Raw genomic sequence first — 15,463 nt, forward strand, 5'->3', positions numbered from 1 at the left:
CCCATGACCATCCTCTGGAATTCGTTCACCCCCTGGTCATCGCTGGCCGGCGGCATGCTGATCGGCCTGGCCGCGGCGCTGCTGATCGTGCTGCTGGGGCGCATCGCCGGCATCAGCGGCATCGTGGGCGCGCTGCTGCAGCGCAGCAGCTGGGCCAGCGTTGCCAACTGGGGCTGGCGTGCGGCCTTCGTGATCGGCATGGTGGCGGCGCCATTGGTCTGGCAGCTCATCGCCCCCCTGCCCCCCATGGAGATGCCCAGCAACCCGCTGGTCATCGTGCTGGCCGGCCTGCTGGTCGGCTTTGGCACCCGGCTGGGATCGGGCTGTACCAGTGGGCACGGCGTGTGCGGACTTTCGCGCCTGTCGCTGCGCTCCCTGGCCGCCACCCTGACCTTCATCGGTGCCGGCGCCGCCACGGTGTTCGTGGTGCGTCACGTGCTGGCCTGACCCATCTCAAGGAGAAACACCATGGCTTCTGCCATCGCATCACTGATTGCCGGCCTGGTCTTCGGACTGGGCCTGATCCTGTCGGGCATGGGCAATCCCGCAAAAGTACAGAACTTCCTGGACTTCTTCGGCGCATGGGACCCTTCGCTCGCCTTCGTCATGGGGGGCGCCATTCTTGTGGGCCTGGTGGCGTTCACCTGGGCCCGCAAGCGCAAGACCTCGCTGCTGGGAGACCCCATGCAGCTGCCCTCCTCCACCGCGGTGGACAAACGCCTGCTGACCGGCGCGGCGCTGTTCGGCATTGGCTGGGGCCTGGCGGGGTTCTGCCCCGGCCCGGCCGTGATGAACCTGGGGACGCTGCGCGGCGAGGTCTGGCTGTTCGTGGCCGCCATGCTGGCGGGGATGCAGCTGCAACACTTCTGGGATCGCCGCACGCGCTCCTGAAAAAATAGCTGGCAGCGCTTGTCATTGGCTGAATTCATTGCAATAACGCATTGAAGACCAATACCAACAAGCGCTATAGGCTCCTTAATTCATAGCGATGCACGTGGACTCCCTGCTGTTTCTCCTCACCGCCGCACTGCCGTTGCTGTACCTTGTGCGGCACTCGGTGTGGGCACCTTCCGCCACACGCGCCCATACACGGTTGCGGCAGGAATGGTTTGCGGCCATTGCGCAGCACAAGGGCACCGAAGTGCTGGGGGTCCAGACGCTACGCAACTCGCTCATGTCCTGCACCATGACGGCGACCACCGCCACTCTGGCCTTCATGGGCGGGCTCACGCTCACCCAGGGCCACTGGCCGTCGCAGTGGTGGCACCACGGTTTTCCACCGTTGGGCACCGACCAGGGGTTGGCCTTCTGGAACGCGTTCGCCGTGCTGGTGCTGCTGGCACTGGCATTTCTGACCTCGATGCTGGCGGCGCGCAACTACCACCACGCTGGCTTCGTGGCGGGCATGCCGGTGGAGTCCGCGGCGCGCCGGTCATGGCAGTCCCTGGGCGAGCGCAGTCTGATGCGCGCGGGCCTGTACTACAGCCAGTCGCTGCGCCTCATGATCTGGGCGGTGCCGCTGGCGCTGTTCTACATCCACAGCCTGCTGGGCGCCGCCACTGCGGTGGCGCTGTTCGTGTCGATGTGGGGCTGGCTGGACGTGGACCGCTGATGCCCTATTTGCCGCCGCCCAGGCGGTCCATCAAGCCGCCGCGAGAGCTGTCGGGGTTGGCCACCTGGCCGCTGGCGGACTCCACGGCAGTGACAAAGTAGCTCATCGCCTCGACGGCCTTGCTGCGCTCCTCACCGCTGTTGAGCGTCTCATCCACGCTGCGCCCATCGGCGGTGTGAACCCGCACCCAGCTACGCGGCGTATAGGCGATCTGGTCCACCAGCCGCAAGGGCACATCGAACGCCGTGGCGGGGTAGCCCAGCGCAGCGGCCTCGGCGCGCGAACGCGACCGCACGCGCACCGCCTGCCCGCCCCCCAAATGGAAGTCCGCGCCCGTGACCTCCGCCGCCTGATGGGGCAGGCCCACGGTGAGCACCGCCTGCGCCGGCTTCGCCGCGCTCCACGCCGCCGCCAGCACGGGGCACTGGGGCCGGGAGCACGCGGCACTCGCGGGCGCCACCGTCACGGTCTTTTTCCCTTCAGATTCGCCTTGCTGAATCTGCGGCACCAGCGTTTGCTGGCTGGCACAGCCCGCCAACACCAACGCTCCAAACGCACCCGCCCGCCAGAATTTCATGGATTCACTCCCACATAGAAAACCGCATGGTGCCATGCCCGCGGGCGAGATGCGGCAACCCTCGGGATCCTTCATGGGCCCGCTCGCGGAATAAGGCATCCGTGCCGACCGGCTCCGGCGTCGCCATTGCACGCTCTGCACCAACGCGACGGCACGCGATGCGGCGCGCGGCTTTCACCGAGGCGCGCAGGAGGCGATCCGCCACCGCACTGCCGGGCATTACCGCCCCAGCAGGTCCGCCGACGGATTGCACGGCAGCCACCATGGCCGGGCTTACCACCAGTGCCCACCTTGCTGTCAGGGCCTGGATCGTTTGCTGGATAGCGCATCACCTGGCAGGCAACGCACTGAGGCCCGCCACCCCGCTCCGCGCATGGCCGCAAGCCGGCCGGCCAAGGAGTTGCGGGTCACGATGTGGGGGACGTCGCGTCCCTCATGGCTTTGGCGAGCCCATGGTTGCCGCGGGACTCCAGTCCTTGAATCGCGCCCTCGCGGTCTTGCTCGCCGTGGTGCTGGTTCAGCTTGCGCTTTCCTTCCAGTCGCCCGAGACGGATCTCGATGCCCACGATATGCCGCAGTTGCTCATCCAGGTAGTCTGTGGGCGCATCGCCCATCTTCCACGGCTGTGCCTGCCCCGCCTCATGCTGGCGCGTTAGCAAGGCGACCACCCTGCGAACGAATTTCACATCGTCGCGGACATGAATCGTTCCGTGGGCATGGACAACCTCGTAGTTCCAGGTAGGCACGCGCCGATGAGTCTCCTGTTTACCAGGATACCAGTTGGGAGAGATATAACCTTCGACGCCGCGGAAGACGACAAGCACTTGATCGCCGTCGCGTACCTCGCGCCAGATGGGATTGCCACGCGCCACATGCGCCAGCAGCATGTCGCCATCCAGAAAAAATGGAAGGTGGTTGGCCTCCAAACTGGCGGGAGTGTGTGTCACCAGCATGCCCAGCGCGTTCTCGCGGACGATGCGGTGAAGCTCCCCAATCCGGGACTCGGCGAATTGTGCAGGTAGGTACATAAAGCGCGTGGTGGAAAAAGTTGCCGGAAGCCTTTCAGCCAGGCGCCCGTTTGGCGCCTATCCAAACCCGCTGCGCAAAGGATGGACAGGCCCCCTAAGGCTAGCAGCCTCATCGTCAGCACTAACGTGATGGGCGCTTCAAATGTGCGAGCGCCTGTCCAAATCCAGCGACTACGGGGCTAGCTGCTCCCGCAAGGTTGCCAATATTTCTTCAGACAGCGCCGGGTCGCCTGCCGCCGTGGCGCGGGCGAGAACCAATGCCCCAACCATGCTGCTGAGGGTCGCGATAGTCCGGGCACGCTTGGCCCCGTCATTACCCGGGAGCACGCTCATAAAGCGCTGGATGTTGCGCTCCACCCCCTGCGCAAAAACCTTTGACATCTCAGGCCCCGCTCTTGCAGCATCCGCTGCCAATGCCGCAGCAGGGCAACCCTCTCCAGGGTGATCGCGGTGGTTCACAGAAAGGTAGCCATGCACCAGCGCACGGAGTCTGGTTTCAGGCGCACCTTCCGCCTCCCGAGGCTCCCATCCGTCTAGCGGCGTGATCGTCCACTCAAATGCACGCAGGCACGCCTCGCGCGCGAGCGCATCCTTGGACTCAAAGTGTCGGTACAGCCCGCCGTGCGTCAAGCCTGCATCGCGTGTGATCTCGGCCACGCCCACGCCATCCAGGCCCTTTTCCCGATAAAGGCGCGCAGCGGCTTCCACGATTCCTTCGCGATTCTCGGCGGCCTGTGCTTTGCTCACTTTCATGCATTAGATGATACCCATCATCAAAACTCACTTATGATGACAACGATCATCAATAAATCACGCTCAACGCTTCGCAGGAGCTGGATTTCACAGTGGAAGGTGCAGCATGGATCGTCGGGTCGTCATCACTGGCTTGGGCTTGGTATCTCCTTTGGGGTGCAATGTGGAAGTGGCCTGGCAACGCCTGCTGGCTGGCCAGTCTGGGATCCGCACCCTGGATGCAGCCGTGGGTGAAGGCACGGGTGTCTCCATCGCTGGACGGGTGCCAAGCCAGGAAGAGGATCCGCAAGCCGGGTGGAACGCCGAAGCTGTCGTCTCGGCGAAGGAGCTACGTCGCATGGACCGCTTCATCGCCTTTGCGTTGGGCGCGGCAGACCAAGCTCTGGCACACGCACGGTGGACCCATCCAAGCGTTGAGCAGCAAGAGCGTGCGGCGACCATCATCGGCTCCGGCGTGGGCGGCTTTAGCACCATCGCAGAAGCGGTGCGCACGACGGATGGCAAGGGGCCGCAGCGCTTGTCGCCTTTCACCGTACCCGCTTTCCTGGCCAATTTGGCGGCCGGACAGGTGTCGATCCGGCACCGGCTCAAGGGTCCGTTGGGTGCTCCGGTGACGGCCTGTGCGGCCAGCATTCAAGCCATTGGCGATGCAGCACGGCTGATCCGCAATGACGAAGCGGATATGGCGCTCTGCGGCGGCAGCGAAGCCACCATTGACCGGGTTGCGCTGGGCAGCTTTGCCGCCGCGAAAGCAGTAACGACCTACAGTGACGGCGATCCCGCAAAGGCTTCGCGCCCCTTTGACCTGGCTCGGAACGGCTTTGTCATGGCCGAGGGTGCGGGCCTGTTGGTGCTGGAGGTCCTGGATCATGCATTGGCGCGTGGTGCCACGCCGCTGGCCGAGATCGTGGGCTACGGCACCTCCGCTGATGCATACCATGTTACCTCCGGGCCGGAGGATGGCTCTGGCGCCGCACGATCAATGCGCGCCGCGTTGCGCCAGGCACAGCTGCAGCCTTGGGATATTCAACACCTGAATGCGCACGCGACCTCCACTCTCGTGGGCGACCGAGGCGAGTTGGCAGCCATTCGACAAGTGTTTGGAGCCTGCTCTGGCCCATCCATCACAGCCACCAAATCCGCCGTGGGTCACATGCTGGGAGCCGCTGGCGGCGCCGCTGCGATCTTTACCGTATTGGCATTGCGCGACCAAATGGCGCCATCTGTGCTCAACCTAGAACATCCAGATCCATTGGCCGACGGCCTGGATCTAATCGCTGGGAGTGCGCGTGCCCATGCCATAGAGCACGCCATGCTCAACGGATTTGGTTTTGGCGGTGTGAATGCGTCTCTGGTTCTGAAGAGATTTACAGCCTGACCCATATCTTGACCAGAAGCCTCAATAGACAACATCACACATGCCACGTCTATGAGGTTTTGCAGCACGTTGGGTAAGTGCCTCTCCGTCCCCGCGAGCAACGATTGCACTGAATCACCAAAGCCTGGGCTGGCACGCTGAACCCAGTGGCTTGAAGCGTTACCGGGCCGCTCTTCGCGGCCTTTTTTGCGCTTGCAGCGCGACAAGCGATCTGATGCACTGCCTGAGGACTCAAGGGCACGTCCCAAAGACTTCCCGCACATTGCGCAAAAAAAACCCGCGAGCATGCGCCGCCCTGCAGGCCCAGCGGTCCCTGTCCGAGGCCAAGGCGTGCGGATCTGGCTCAACCCACGCGATAGCCAGCCCTGGACGACGGGCGCCCAGATCCGCAAAACCTTCTGGCTGGCAGTCTGCACCCGCTCTGGCGTGGACTACCGCAAATCCGTACCAGGTACGGCACACCTACGCCTCCACCCTTCTGACGGACGGCCACAACCCCTGGTATGTTGCCGACCAACTTGGCCACGAGGACGTGGAGATGGTCTTTCGGACTTACGGGAAGTTCATCCGGGATGACTACCAGAAGCCCAAGCCGGAATTGCGCATTGTGGGAAGCAAATGATCCGTGCGATTTCGGTGCGAAATCGGTGCGAATTTCAGGACACCTCAGTACCCCAAAGGGCAAGAAAAAACCGCCACATCCTGGGTTCTCCAGAGTGTGGCGGTTTCTTGAGTGGTGGAGCTGGCGGGACTCAGAAGAGTGTCACACCAAATCCGCCAAAGTCCTTATAAATCAAGGACTTAGACGAAACACTACAAAGCTCCACTATGTCCGGTACACCGAGGGAGGTTGAAAAGTGTGCCCCCAGAGTGTGACCCGCAGTGTGACCCCTGTCAATCCACCTTGCCGGGGACAAAGTTGCGGACTCGGGTTCAATTCCGCATCCAGCCATACCACAGAATGCTAGACTAAAAATCCTAACGGAGCGAAACAATGATGCAAATTAGTTACCTGGACCCGAACTTCAATATATCAAGGAAAAGATATATTGGCACGATAATAGGGACATACCTAATAGCCTTGATTTTTATAGGCTTCATTTATTTCCTAATACAATTATATCCAGAATATTTAACGCCATTCAAGCTAGCTCCTATTTTTGCACTGATTGCAACAACAATATACATTCAAATTATTGCAGCAATTTCCAGAACCCGAGATATAGGCATATCACCGTTCTGGAATATTCTCTTCCTGCTGCCAATCGTCAATTTTTTATACGCCACTTTTCTAATTTTCAAAAAAGGCGTAACAGGTCATGCAAAATTAGATGAGAAAAAAGCATATGCACTAATTTCCGACGAAATTGATTCAGACACACGAAATAAAGGCCTTTGGTTAAAGGCCTATCAGCTATCAAAAGGAGACGATACAAAAACAAAAATAAAATATATTCAACTAAGAATGGAAGAGTTAAAAGAAATTGAGAATCAAAAAGCAGATGAAAAAAACAAATCTGAGAGTGCTAAAAAAATCACGGCAAACCTAATAACGGCACTCATAGTAATAGCTTTAATCTCAACTGCATTCATTGCAACGCTAACGCAAAGCATTGCTCAAAACGATGCTCATTCGGCAGACATCAATCCATTGCCGTTTTCATTTAAAAGCAGCTACGCAAAAATGGAATGCACTGGCACAGCATTTCCAAAAGAAGTAACCCTTGAAGACATTACCAATCGGATTAAAGAAAACAACAACATCAACGACCACGCACAGCTTGTTGAATACTATTTATATAGCGACAAGAAAGACTTCAAAAAAGCCCATGAAATCATGAATGACAGAATAGAAAAAAAGGCAAAGTGGCACTCATTCGATTTAAACCAAATGGGAAAGCTTTATGAATGCGGATACAGCGTCGAGAAAGACATAAATAAAGCAATTTCATATTACGAACAAGCAAAATCCTACATCAAAATATCCGAAATATATAGTTCAGGCAAAGACATACCAGCGAACGATGAAAAATCATTTGAGTATCTAAAAAAGCATAGTGAACTAATAAATGATGAAAGCATTTTAGCGGGACATTATTATTATGGGCTTGGTGTCGAGAAAAATCTCAGGAAATCATTTGAACTAGTAAAAAGAAAAATTGATGCCACCGAAGAGAAGAGCTCAACCGCACTAATAGACGACTACTTCAATATAGGGCTCATGTATTATTATGGATTTGGCACATTTAAAAATGACGCAAAAGCAGCCAAATATTTCAAAAAAGCCTCTCAAACGGTGAGCTCGGCAGATTATAGCGACTACATAAAAACGTCATCACAAGAATTTTTAAGGAAACTAGGGAAGTTCAATGAATGAAAAATCTGAACAAATGATTTTTCATGCTGACTCATTTTTTAACTCAGCACAAACTATACTACCTCTACCAATAAAAAATGGAATCCTTCCGCCATCAACTGTTCCATCTATAGTTTTAATATCATTTGCATGCGAAATTTATATTAAATCATTTCTACCATCAAAGACAAAATGGGGGAGAGATCATTCATTAGAAAAATATTTCAAAATGCTGGACGAAGCGCACCAGAAAGAAATCAAAGAAATACTTAGCGACGATACATTTGACAAAAAACTCTCAGATATAGCAAACGCCTTTAAAGATTGGAGGTATATCTATGAGCTTTCAGGAAATTTAAACACAATAAATTTAGGCTTTCTCTACAATTTCGCCGAAGCACTGAAACAAGCAGCACACAGAGCAATTCGATAAATATCAATCAAAGCAAATATCTTTACCCACCTCTGCAAATAGTCTTTCTTCTATCTGCTGCTCAGGCGTTATTGCTTGGCTCTGCCTAAATGCGTCATATTCATCGCAAAGCTTATTGACGATAGACCAGACCTTCTCAGCGTCTCCGCCCCTTGCCGCACGCAATATAAGCGCCAATCCAAACCTTGGATGGTCAATAGCGGTCGCCCTAAGGTGGTCACGAAGTGAATAGGTAATTTTTACCGGCTCGGGGGCGTTGGCGTTGTGCTCTATAAGCTCGCTTTGATGCTCTTCATCCTCCCATTCCGAACATGTAGGGATACCCAGCTTTGAAGCAATATCACCAGCATGGAAGCGCCTACGGCCTTGCAAGGCTTCAATAGCTCTGAGCCATTCGGCGGATGATTTTTTATCGCCTCGTGCTGCTCGGTCTAATAGCTGAACCAATGACAAACCCTTTTTGCGGGCTTGCTTGGTGTCGTGGCTTGACATTTCATGGGCTAAGTCATGCTTAGCCAAATAATCCGCCATAGCGTCTAATTTCAGGTCAAAGCCTCGTTCATTGCAATGCCCTCCTACCTGCTTGACGGCCCTCTCCCATTCCAGGCGAGCAGCCACTTCAAAGGCGGACATATCTACGCCTGAGGCATAGGTTAAAAGAACATGCAAATGCCCATGAATGCCGTTGTTTCCTATGGGTGCTTCCAGGCTTTTAAGTTTGCCTATGCTTCCTATTGCTTTATAGCGGCGTGACATATTTTTATCGAAGAGCTTATAGGCATCGTGCAGCCTATTGATTGATTCAGTCCAATCGCCCTCGTAGCTATGTGACATGGTAAAAGTCATCATGGCTGCGCTTAGGTGGTGGGCTTCTAAGGCAGGTATGAGTGCCGCTCTTATCCATGAACGTGCCTGGGCTACTCTATCGCGGGCGCAATGGTCACACGTCCACACATTCCTACATTTGAAATGGCCGTCCATCCTGGCGCCGTGCTCATCCACCTTGATTTCTGCGGTGGTTGAATCTCGTCCGTAGGCTTTCCACCTTCCGCACCCGATGACCGAAGAGCCTTTGAGATTCCGCTTATTTTGGTCGTAAAAGCCCGCCATGAGGCGTGATGCTATGGTTACGCGTATAGACCCACGGTTAGGGCTTTTAAGCGCCTTTAATTTAGCGTTTGACATTGTCGGCTTTCATGCCGACCTGTTGTTTACTTGACAATGAATGAATATTTAGTATCATTTGATTGTTGCCCCATATCGCAGCCCGGTCTGAAACAGATGCGATATAAAAGCCCGCCTTGTGCGGGCTTTTTCTTTGTGCAATCAAAATATCATCAGTTGCCCAATAAAGCAAGTTTAAGGCACCAATCTTAGACGCCTGATATCAGGTTGATACTTTTGTCGGAGTATTCCTATTCTTCCCAAGATTCTGTTTCTGGCCGTTATCAATCCCCACTGGCTACCACTGGTGTAGCATACGGCGAACAGTCAAAGGGTGGGGTCTTAGTAAGCCGTAATGTTTTAAACGCCAAGGATTAATTTCGTATTCAATTCCATAAAGGTCGGGGTTGAAGTCGCTTCGTTGCTCGTGATACTCCGTGTCAATCCATCCCTGTCGGGATTCAGAGAGCAGACGCTCCGAAAAGCGCGCAAGTTCTCCTAACCGATGGTCACGCAAATTGCGATTGGCTACTTTAATAGCATATTTAATGTGATTAGGGCAGGTAGGTGACCCAACATAAAGCCCCCGGCGCACAGGGTTCCCCTTGGCATTTTCTTCCCACCTAAAAGCAACGGGCCTACCCGACAAACGTATATTGAGGGAGGCCGCCTCTTTTGTGGTGAATAAGAAATCATAGTCATAACATAAATCAGAGTAGTGAAACTCCTTTAATCTAAGTATTGGCATTTTTTGCATCCTCAATATTTAACTTGATTATCTGTTTTATACCAAGGTGCCGCCATTTCTTTCGAGGAGTCGCGGGCAAACTTTTAATCAGTCTTCTTTAATATTAGTACGGCTTAGGTTCATCCGCTATGTAATATGGATGGTCTGAATAATCCAACTGTTGCTTATTTGCAACAATATTGTTACCTGGGTTAAATTTTGGAATCTGGGCAGTAGATTCAACAATTGCGTTTTTATACCTCTCATCCATCTGCCAGGCATAGAACATTTTCATATTCTCTTTGTCATTGGTAAGAGTTGCTAAGCGGTCTAGCTCTTTCTTTTTCTCGTGCCAGCTTTTGCTGAGACGCTGAATTTCATTCTTTCGCTCTGCAATTGTGTCAATAGGTGCAACGGAATTTAAGCCGAATTTAGATATCAAGTCGTGCATCTTGTGATAGACACTTTCGAAAATTGTCGGCTCCATTGCTCTGATGCTTTCAATTTCATTTTTAAGTGCATTCATATTCTTCTTAGTGGTCTCTGCGTCTTTACGGCTTTTGACAACTAGGTTATATCCATCGCGCACCCGATACGCCTCATTCAGAAAATTGAGCCTACGCTCAGCCGCTTCCGCCTTCTTCCGCTGGTCAAAGTCTTCTGGTTGCTCTTGCGAGACTCTGGACTTTGAAGTTTGAACAATGTGCGGCGGCAATTCTTGCGGGGCTGGTACATCAATTAATACCGCTGCATCCATCTCTGCTTTGACTTCTTTTAGTGCCGCTATCGCCTTTTGAACTGTCTCATATTCTTCCTGCATCTTTGAGACTTGGCTTCTTGCCTTTCTAATTTTTTCGTTATCGTCTTCTAAATCGTTTCGGTGTTCCTTGGATGCATTGATAGGAATATTTACAGTAGGGATATGATTTTCAATATGTTCGGCAAACGTTCCGCCCGTCACATAGAAGTCTGAACCATTTAACTTCGAATGCGTGTTAGTGATTTCTGCCACTCTCTCGCGTAGCTTTGAAATTTCCCCATTCTTCTTTCCTTCGTCTAGAACTCTTGTTTTGTTCAAAAATTCACCTGCGACAACCTCCCGAGTCGTAAAAAGAATGTGAACGTGATAGTTCCGCCCATCGTGCGGTTTGTGGATGGAATAGACACCCGCAACGCCATACGACTTTTTAAGCATGGCTATAAGGTCGTCACAATATTTCACGCGCTGTTCATCAGTCCACTCGAAATAAAGCGGAACCATAAGCTCTCTTGCCGTTCTTGAATTTTTCCGAGTGTCAGCAGCTTCCGCAGCGTTCCACAATTCTTCAATACTGAAATTGTGGTCACCGAATATCTTGGAAAGCACATGGCCACCTTTACGGGTGTAGTCATGCACCTTTTTATAAAGGGCATCGTGAAGTCTTGTACAAGCACGATAGGCCGCAGCGGCGACGGCGCTTTTACCGTCAGAGCGAGACAAAACGCTTAAAACGGGGGTGAACCATGTGGCAAGCGCAGCCATTAGACGCATCCCCCTGGTATATGTGAATCGTCGCCAGACGGTTCACGAAAGCTAAAAACTAATACACGCAAGGATGCGAAGCATCGGGGTGCAGGGGCGTAGCCCATGCCGAATGGGCAAACTTTAGTTTGCGTAAATGAGCCCTTGCAGGGGGCTATGCTATCTAACCATTCATATATACCAGTTTTACTCATAAATTCATATTATCAGAACTTTTCTAGAATTTGATAATATTTGATATTCAACTCTAAATCTGTATATTTGATATAAGGAGTTGAATTATGAGTATTAGTTACACTGAGCGTATAGAGAGACTTGAAAAGAGAGCAGAAGAAATCAAGGAGCAGGCTAAGGACCTGAAAAAACTCGCAGCAAAGCAAAACAGGAAGCTTATAGACAAGCGAAAGATTGTTATAGGCTCTCTACTTATTAGCCAGAGCAAAAAAGAAGTCTACGCAAGAAAGGCACTTATTAAGCTTGTCGAGTGCGCAGATGAAAAGGATAAAGAGCTGTTAAAGGTACTTCTAAATTTTGAAACGGAAGCACCTAAGGAACCGGAGGCTCTATGAAGAATGACAATGGACAATTGACAGGAAAATTTAATACGATACCAAAAGGCAAAAAGCCTCCGCTCTATTGCCAAGAATGCAATTGCTTCACCTACGGCAAAACCCATACAAAGGGGCATTTACTCATCGAAATCGTTCTATACCTATTTTTATTTTTCCCAGGGCTTATATATACAATATGGAGACACACAACACGCCAAAAGGTTTGCACCCAATGCAATGCCCCCGGATTATTGCCCTACACATCCACAAGAGCAAAGAAAGACTTAGGCATAGAGGATTACAACCAAAGCTTAGATGACTTTTTCAAGCGAAAGTAGAAAACACAAAGCCATATAACAAACCAAGGAAAACAAATGAAAGCAATTAAATATTTAATAGTCACACTCGCTTTATCAGCCACCGCCGCGATGGCGATTGACCAAAATCAGTATTGGAACATCACACGAGGAAAAGATGCATCAGAGGTCATGATGATTGCCGGAGCGCCAGACGTTCGTCATCGCCAGGAATACACAAGATGTAATAGTGGAAATGAGGGATGGCGAGAACTCTGGCAATATCGAGGGCATGGAAATTTAAGCGGAAAAACCATATCCGTAAAAATTTGCGGCGGCAAGGTTGAATCGGCAGATAAGAATTTTTGATTTGCCAAACAAAAAAGGGGCCTAAGCCCCTTTTTTAATTTTCGAACATCAACTGAGCGAGACACCCTCTTCTTGAAGTGCTTTAACCCAGTGTGGAGCCTTCTCCGGCTTACCGTTCCACTTTGTACCCTCGACCAAAAAATCTTTGTAAAGCTTCCCTTCTTGCTTCAACGCCACAAGCCATTTCGGAATCATTGGGCCTTTGCCATTCCACTCGGTACCGCTAGCAGGGTCGCGGAAAATAACGACGTTTACACGCGGCTTAGCGTCATCGTCTTTGGTTTTTTCTGGTGACTGCTTTTTAGGGGCACGTTCAAGAGCGGATTCAATTTCTTGCCTTGTAAATAGTTCGAGAGGAGACAGTCCAAAAAGCTTGATTTCTTCCTTTACCTTTACAACGCTAACGCTCTTAAATTCGTTCCGCGCCTCTTCAAGCTTCTGAGCAGCCTCGGCGGCTTTTTGTTCAAGCTTCTTAATCTCTTCAAACGTGTAAGCCATTATCCCCATCCTCTCATTAGTAAAAAATAAGCCCAATCGAATTGAGCGCCTTACTTCAACATAACTCGCCGTCTTTTGCCTGCCTCAATAGGCTGAAATTTAAAGAAGGTCACACCCTCGTAATTTAGCTTATCAATGACTCTTTTCATACTAGCGATTGAAAATTCTCCGGTGTAGGTGTCTGTATGGGCATCATATAGCCCTCGGCCTGCGGTGATGCTATGTGCAACTGAATGACCTACAATGCGCCTTAAAACCAATGCCTCTGGAATTCTCTCCTTGAGGACGGCATCCTCTGACAAACCAGAACCATCAATAATTGATTGTGCCAACGACGTAATAAATCTATGTCTGAATGAATGAAAAACGACTGACTTATCTTCGATGCCGATATATTTTCTTAGATATTTTTGATTGAACCACTCAGAAGGCACTTTCCCAAACTTATCGGCTTTTGCTTTATTGATATCAAAAAGGTTTGTCGCCTTAGCTTCCTTTTGAGATTTTATATAGTCAATAAAGCCCAGGTCAATCAGTTTTTGATGAACTGGAATGATGCGGCGGGATTCCTCATTCTTAATTGACTTGTCATCATCTTCATCAGAGGCTGTAATTTTGATAAACCAAATTCCATCCTTATCCTGGTCAACATCATCCGGGGTAAGTTGGGAAATTTCATTGACCCGTGCGCCTGTAAATGCGCCAAGGTGTGGCACCCAATATTGATAGGCACAGTTATAGGCAGCCTCCGAATAATAGGCGGACTCAAAGATTTTTTGCATTTCATCTTTGTTGAAGGCTCTGCGCTTGATGCCTTCCTTTGCCTTGCCCACTTTATTCGCAAACCCTTCCATTACGGTTGGGTTGATAGCAAATTGCTTTTTACAATACTCCAAGAAATTCGATACGGTCATCATATAGCCATCGACCGTTAAAGACGAAATCCGTTCGGCGGGTTGCCCTTTATTGTCCAAGAGAGTTTTGTTTTTTGACTTCTGAACAATCTGGTCAAAGGTCAATCCCGCTGCTGATGCAAGCTTATAGACGTTCTTGGGGTAGTAAACCAACATCTTGCGGTAGGCCTCAATGTCGGCAGGCGTCAGGCTCCCAATGTGGCGGGTGCCATAGGTATCAAGAAAGGGGCGCAGGCGTGTCCTAATCTGGGGAACCTTCTTGACCCCGATTTCTTGGTCAACCTCTCTTTGCTGTTCGTATTTCAAATACTCCGCAGCCATCCGGGTGACCCGCTTTTTTGCCACGGGCGCGAGCTTGCCGGGGTCGTTGATTTTTTCGTCGTGGGTCGTGTTCAACGCTATTTGAGATAGCGGCACTGAACGCGCTGCATGACGATCCATGGCTTCTAGGAAGTCGTCGATAGCGGGCACGTCCTCGGGTTTGACGTCTGTGAAGCGCCACTCCCCGTTGTCGTCTTTGTGCGCGTTAAAGGGGATGGGGAGCTGAGGCTTTCGGAAGGTCGTCATCTGAGCTTGTAAATATGCAACAAGTGATGACCGAGAGAGTACCCGAGAAGTCGCCCAGATTTGTTCTACCAGGACACGCAAAAGCCGCGAACGCGCTTTGGCGTCGCGTGGGTCTTTGGTAAGGGTTGAGACCCTGAATTCCCTGCTCTCAGAAGGGTTTCTAAGATGCTGAGGAACAACAAACCGGGCGTGATATACGCCGTTACGGGTCTGTACGAGGTAGGCGGATGAACGCACTATGAGGCTCCAAAGTGTGACCCTTGGTGTTACCCCATAGTGTGAGCGTTTCCCCTATCAAAAAGTCCTTAAGAATCAAGGACTTAGAAAAGTGGTGGAGCTGGCGGGAATTGAACCCGCGTCCGCAAGCCTTCTTCGGGCAGATCTACATGTTTAGTGCTCTGTTTTCATTCTTGCATCTCACGTCGCGCAGGCACACGCTACGCAAGATGCCAGCACCCTTGAATCTCGTGCCATGCCAAGGTGCCCGGCATGCCACCAGCTGATGTAAATTCCCTTGCAGCCGGGAGGCCTTGCGGCCCCCTTGCCCAGCCCATCAGCGTACTGTTGCAAGGCTCACCGGTATTTAAGCGGCGAGTGCGAAACGTTCGTCGTTTGCAGTTAGTTTAGTGAATGGAGATTTACGAGCGTCACTCAAGCTCGACATGCACCGCTCCGATTCCGAACCCACGTCGAAACCGGGACAGCCCCTTGGATGACT

At 51.7% G+C, this 15,463-nt stretch carries 15 protein-coding genes and 1 other RNA gene; 8 read left to right on the forward strand and 8 right to left on the reverse strand.

The window, feature by feature from the left end; translation table 11 throughout:
- Positions 1–3: 3 nt before the first annotated feature.
- The 3 genes from I3K84_RS05820 (at position 4) to I3K84_RS05830 (ending at position 1,612) form a co-directional block, all read left to right on the forward strand.
- Complete coding sequence (locus I3K84_RS05820; RefSeq protein WP_011805641.1) at positions 4–447, forward strand: YeeE/YedE family protein; 444 nt, start codon at positions 4–6, stop codon at positions 445–447.
- A 21-nt stretch (positions 448–468) separates the two neighbouring features.
- A complete protein-coding gene (locus I3K84_RS05825) occupies positions 469–891 on the forward strand; it encodes a YeeE/YedE family protein (protein WP_196995689.1) in 423 nt (140 codons plus the stop codon).
- 97 nt (positions 892–988) lie between these two features.
- On the forward strand, positions 989–1,612 hold the full coding sequence (locus I3K84_RS05830; protein ID WP_196995690.1) for a DUF599 family protein: 624 nt from the start codon (positions 989–991) through the stop codon (positions 1,610–1,612).
- 4 nt (positions 1,613–1,616) lie between these two features.
- Here I3K84_RS05830 and I3K84_RS05835 read toward each other — a convergent pair whose 3' ends face one another.
- The 3 genes from I3K84_RS05835 to I3K84_RS05845 form a co-directional block, all read right to left on the reverse strand.
- Complete coding sequence (locus tag I3K84_RS05835; protein ID WP_015913012.1) at positions 1,617–2,189, reverse strand: hypothetical protein; 573 nt, start codon at positions 2,187–2,189, stop codon at positions 1,617–1,619.
- A gap of 407 nt (positions 2,190–2,596) precedes the next feature.
- Entirely contained in the window at positions 2,597–3,217 is a 621-nt protein-coding gene (locus I3K84_RS05840; protein ID WP_196995691.1) for an FMN-binding negative transcriptional regulator, read from the reverse strand.
- 171 nt (positions 3,218–3,388) lie between these two features.
- Complete coding sequence (locus tag I3K84_RS05845) at positions 3,389–3,970, reverse strand: TetR/AcrR family transcriptional regulator (RefSeq protein ID WP_196995692.1); 582 nt, start codon at positions 3,968–3,970, stop codon at positions 3,389–3,391.
- Between the two features lie 106 nt (positions 3,971–4,076).
- Here I3K84_RS05845 and I3K84_RS05850 point away from each other — a divergent pair, with 106 nt between their 5' ends.
- From I3K84_RS05850 to I3K84_RS05860, 3 genes are all read left to right on the forward strand, one after another.
- A complete protein-coding gene (locus tag I3K84_RS05850; protein WP_196995693.1) occupies positions 4,077–5,348 on the forward strand; it encodes a beta-ketoacyl-[acyl-carrier-protein] synthase II in 1,272 nt (423 codons plus the stop codon).
- Between the two features lie 994 nt (positions 5,349–6,342).
- Positions 6,343–7,725, forward strand: coding sequence for a DUF805 domain-containing protein (locus tag I3K84_RS05855; protein ID WP_196995694.1), 1,383 nt, complete (start codon positions 6,343–6,345; stop codon positions 7,723–7,725).
- Entirely contained in the window at positions 7,718–8,137 is a 420-nt protein-coding gene (locus I3K84_RS05860) for a hypothetical protein (RefSeq protein WP_196995695.1), read from the forward strand. The genes I3K84_RS05855 and I3K84_RS05860 overlap by 8 nt, the downstream gene beginning before the upstream one ends.
- A gap of 3 nt (positions 8,138–8,140) precedes the next feature.
- Here I3K84_RS05860 and I3K84_RS05865 read toward each other — a convergent pair whose 3' ends face one another.
- Positions 8,141–8,986 (reverse strand): hypothetical protein, encoded by an 846-nt coding sequence (locus I3K84_RS05865; RefSeq protein ID WP_196995696.1) that lies wholly within the window; start codon positions 8,984–8,986, stop codon positions 8,141–8,143.
- A gap of 1,166 nt (positions 8,987–10,152) precedes the next feature.
- Positions 10,153–11,550 (reverse strand): MobA/MobL family protein, encoded by a 1,398-nt coding sequence (locus I3K84_RS05870; RefSeq protein WP_196995697.1) that lies wholly within the window; start codon positions 11,548–11,550, stop codon positions 10,153–10,155.
- A 281-nt stretch (positions 11,551–11,831) separates the two neighbouring features.
- Here I3K84_RS05870 and I3K84_RS05875 point away from each other — a divergent pair, with 281 nt between their 5' ends.
- Together I3K84_RS05875 and I3K84_RS05880 are read left to right on the forward strand one after the other, a co-directional pair.
- Positions 11,832–12,119, forward strand: coding sequence for a hypothetical protein (locus tag I3K84_RS05875; protein ID WP_196995698.1), 288 nt, complete (start codon positions 11,832–11,834; stop codon positions 12,117–12,119).
- 356 nt (positions 12,120–12,475) lie between these two features.
- Positions 12,476–12,766: a hypothetical protein gene (locus tag I3K84_RS05880; RefSeq protein WP_196995699.1), complete on the forward strand. Its 291-nt coding sequence runs from the start codon at positions 12,476–12,478 to the stop codon at positions 12,764–12,766.
- A gap of 48 nt (positions 12,767–12,814) precedes the next feature.
- On the opposite strand, the gene I3K84_RS05885 is transcribed toward I3K84_RS05880, so the two are convergent.
- The 3 genes from I3K84_RS05885 to ssrA form a co-directional block, all read right to left on the reverse strand.
- The gene (locus I3K84_RS05885) at positions 12,815–13,264 is read right to left on the reverse strand and encodes an H-NS family nucleoid-associated regulatory protein (protein ID WP_196995700.1); all 450 of its coding nucleotides are present in this window, start codon (positions 13,262–13,264) and stop codon (positions 12,815–12,817) included.
- 50 nt (positions 13,265–13,314) lie between these two features.
- Positions 13,315–14,982 (reverse strand): site-specific integrase, encoded by a 1,668-nt coding sequence (locus tag I3K84_RS05890; protein WP_196995701.1) that lies wholly within the window; start codon positions 14,980–14,982, stop codon positions 13,315–13,317.
- Positions 14,983–15,074: 92 nt separating this feature from the next.
- Positions 15,075–15,453: a transfer-messenger RNA gene (gene ssrA / locus I3K84_RS05895) on the reverse strand.
- Positions 15,454–15,463 lie beyond the last annotated feature (10 nt).

The organism is Diaphorobacter sp. JS3051, assembly GCF_015832135.1.
In the GTDB taxonomy this organism is placed as follows: domain Bacteria; phylum Pseudomonadota; class Gammaproteobacteria; order Burkholderiales; family Burkholderiaceae_C; genus Diaphorobacter; species Diaphorobacter nitroreducens.

Excerpts from the sequence above, each read along its gene's own strand:
- I3K84_RS05855 (WP_196995694.1), top strand. The coding sequence starts at position 6,343 with ATGATGCAAATTAGTTACCTGGACCCGAACTTCAATATATCAAGGAAA.
- I3K84_RS05830 (WP_196995690.1), top strand. The coding sequence starts at position 989 with ATGCACGTGGACTCCCTGCTGTTTCTCCTCACCGCCGCACTGCCGTTG.
- I3K84_RS05860 (WP_196995695.1), top strand. The coding sequence starts at position 7,718 with ATGAATGAAAAATCTGAACAAATGATTTTTCATGCTGACTCATTTTTT.
- I3K84_RS05875 (WP_196995698.1), top strand. The coding sequence starts at position 11,832 with ATGAGTATTAGTTACACTGAGCGTATAGAGAGACTTGAAAAGAGAGCA.
- I3K84_RS05845 (WP_196995692.1), bottom strand. The coding sequence starts at position 3,970 with ATGAAAGTGAGCAAAGCACAGGCCGCCGAGAATCGCGAAGGAATCGTG.
- I3K84_RS05825 (WP_196995689.1), top strand. The coding sequence starts at position 469 with ATGGCTTCTGCCATCGCATCACTGATTGCCGGCCTGGTCTTCGGACTG.
- I3K84_RS05835 (WP_015913012.1), bottom strand. The coding sequence starts at position 2,189 with ATGAAATTCTGGCGGGCGGGTGCGTTTGGAGCGTTGGTGTTGGCGGGC.
- I3K84_RS05850 (WP_196995693.1), top strand. The coding sequence starts at position 4,077 with ATGGATCGTCGGGTCGTCATCACTGGCTTGGGCTTGGTATCTCCTTTG.
- I3K84_RS05885 (WP_196995700.1), bottom strand. The coding sequence starts at position 13,264 with ATGGCTTACACGTTTGAAGAGATTAAGAAGCTTGAACAAAAAGCCGCC.
- I3K84_RS05840 (WP_196995691.1), bottom strand. The coding sequence starts at position 3,217 with ATGTACCTACCTGCACAATTCGCCGAGTCCCGGATTGGGGAGCTTCAC.
- I3K84_RS05865 (WP_196995696.1), bottom strand. The coding sequence starts at position 8,986 with ATGATGACTTTTACCATGTCACATAGCTACGAGGGCGATTGGACTGAA.
- I3K84_RS05870 (WP_196995697.1), bottom strand. The coding sequence starts at position 11,550 with ATGGCTGCGCTTGCCACATGGTTCACCCCCGTTTTAAGCGTTTTGTCT.
- I3K84_RS05880 (WP_196995699.1), top strand. The coding sequence starts at position 12,476 with ATGAAAGCAATTAAATATTTAATAGTCACACTCGCTTTATCAGCCACC.
- I3K84_RS05820 (WP_011805641.1), top strand. The coding sequence starts at position 4 with ATGACCATCCTCTGGAATTCGTTCACCCCCTGGTCATCGCTGGCCGGC.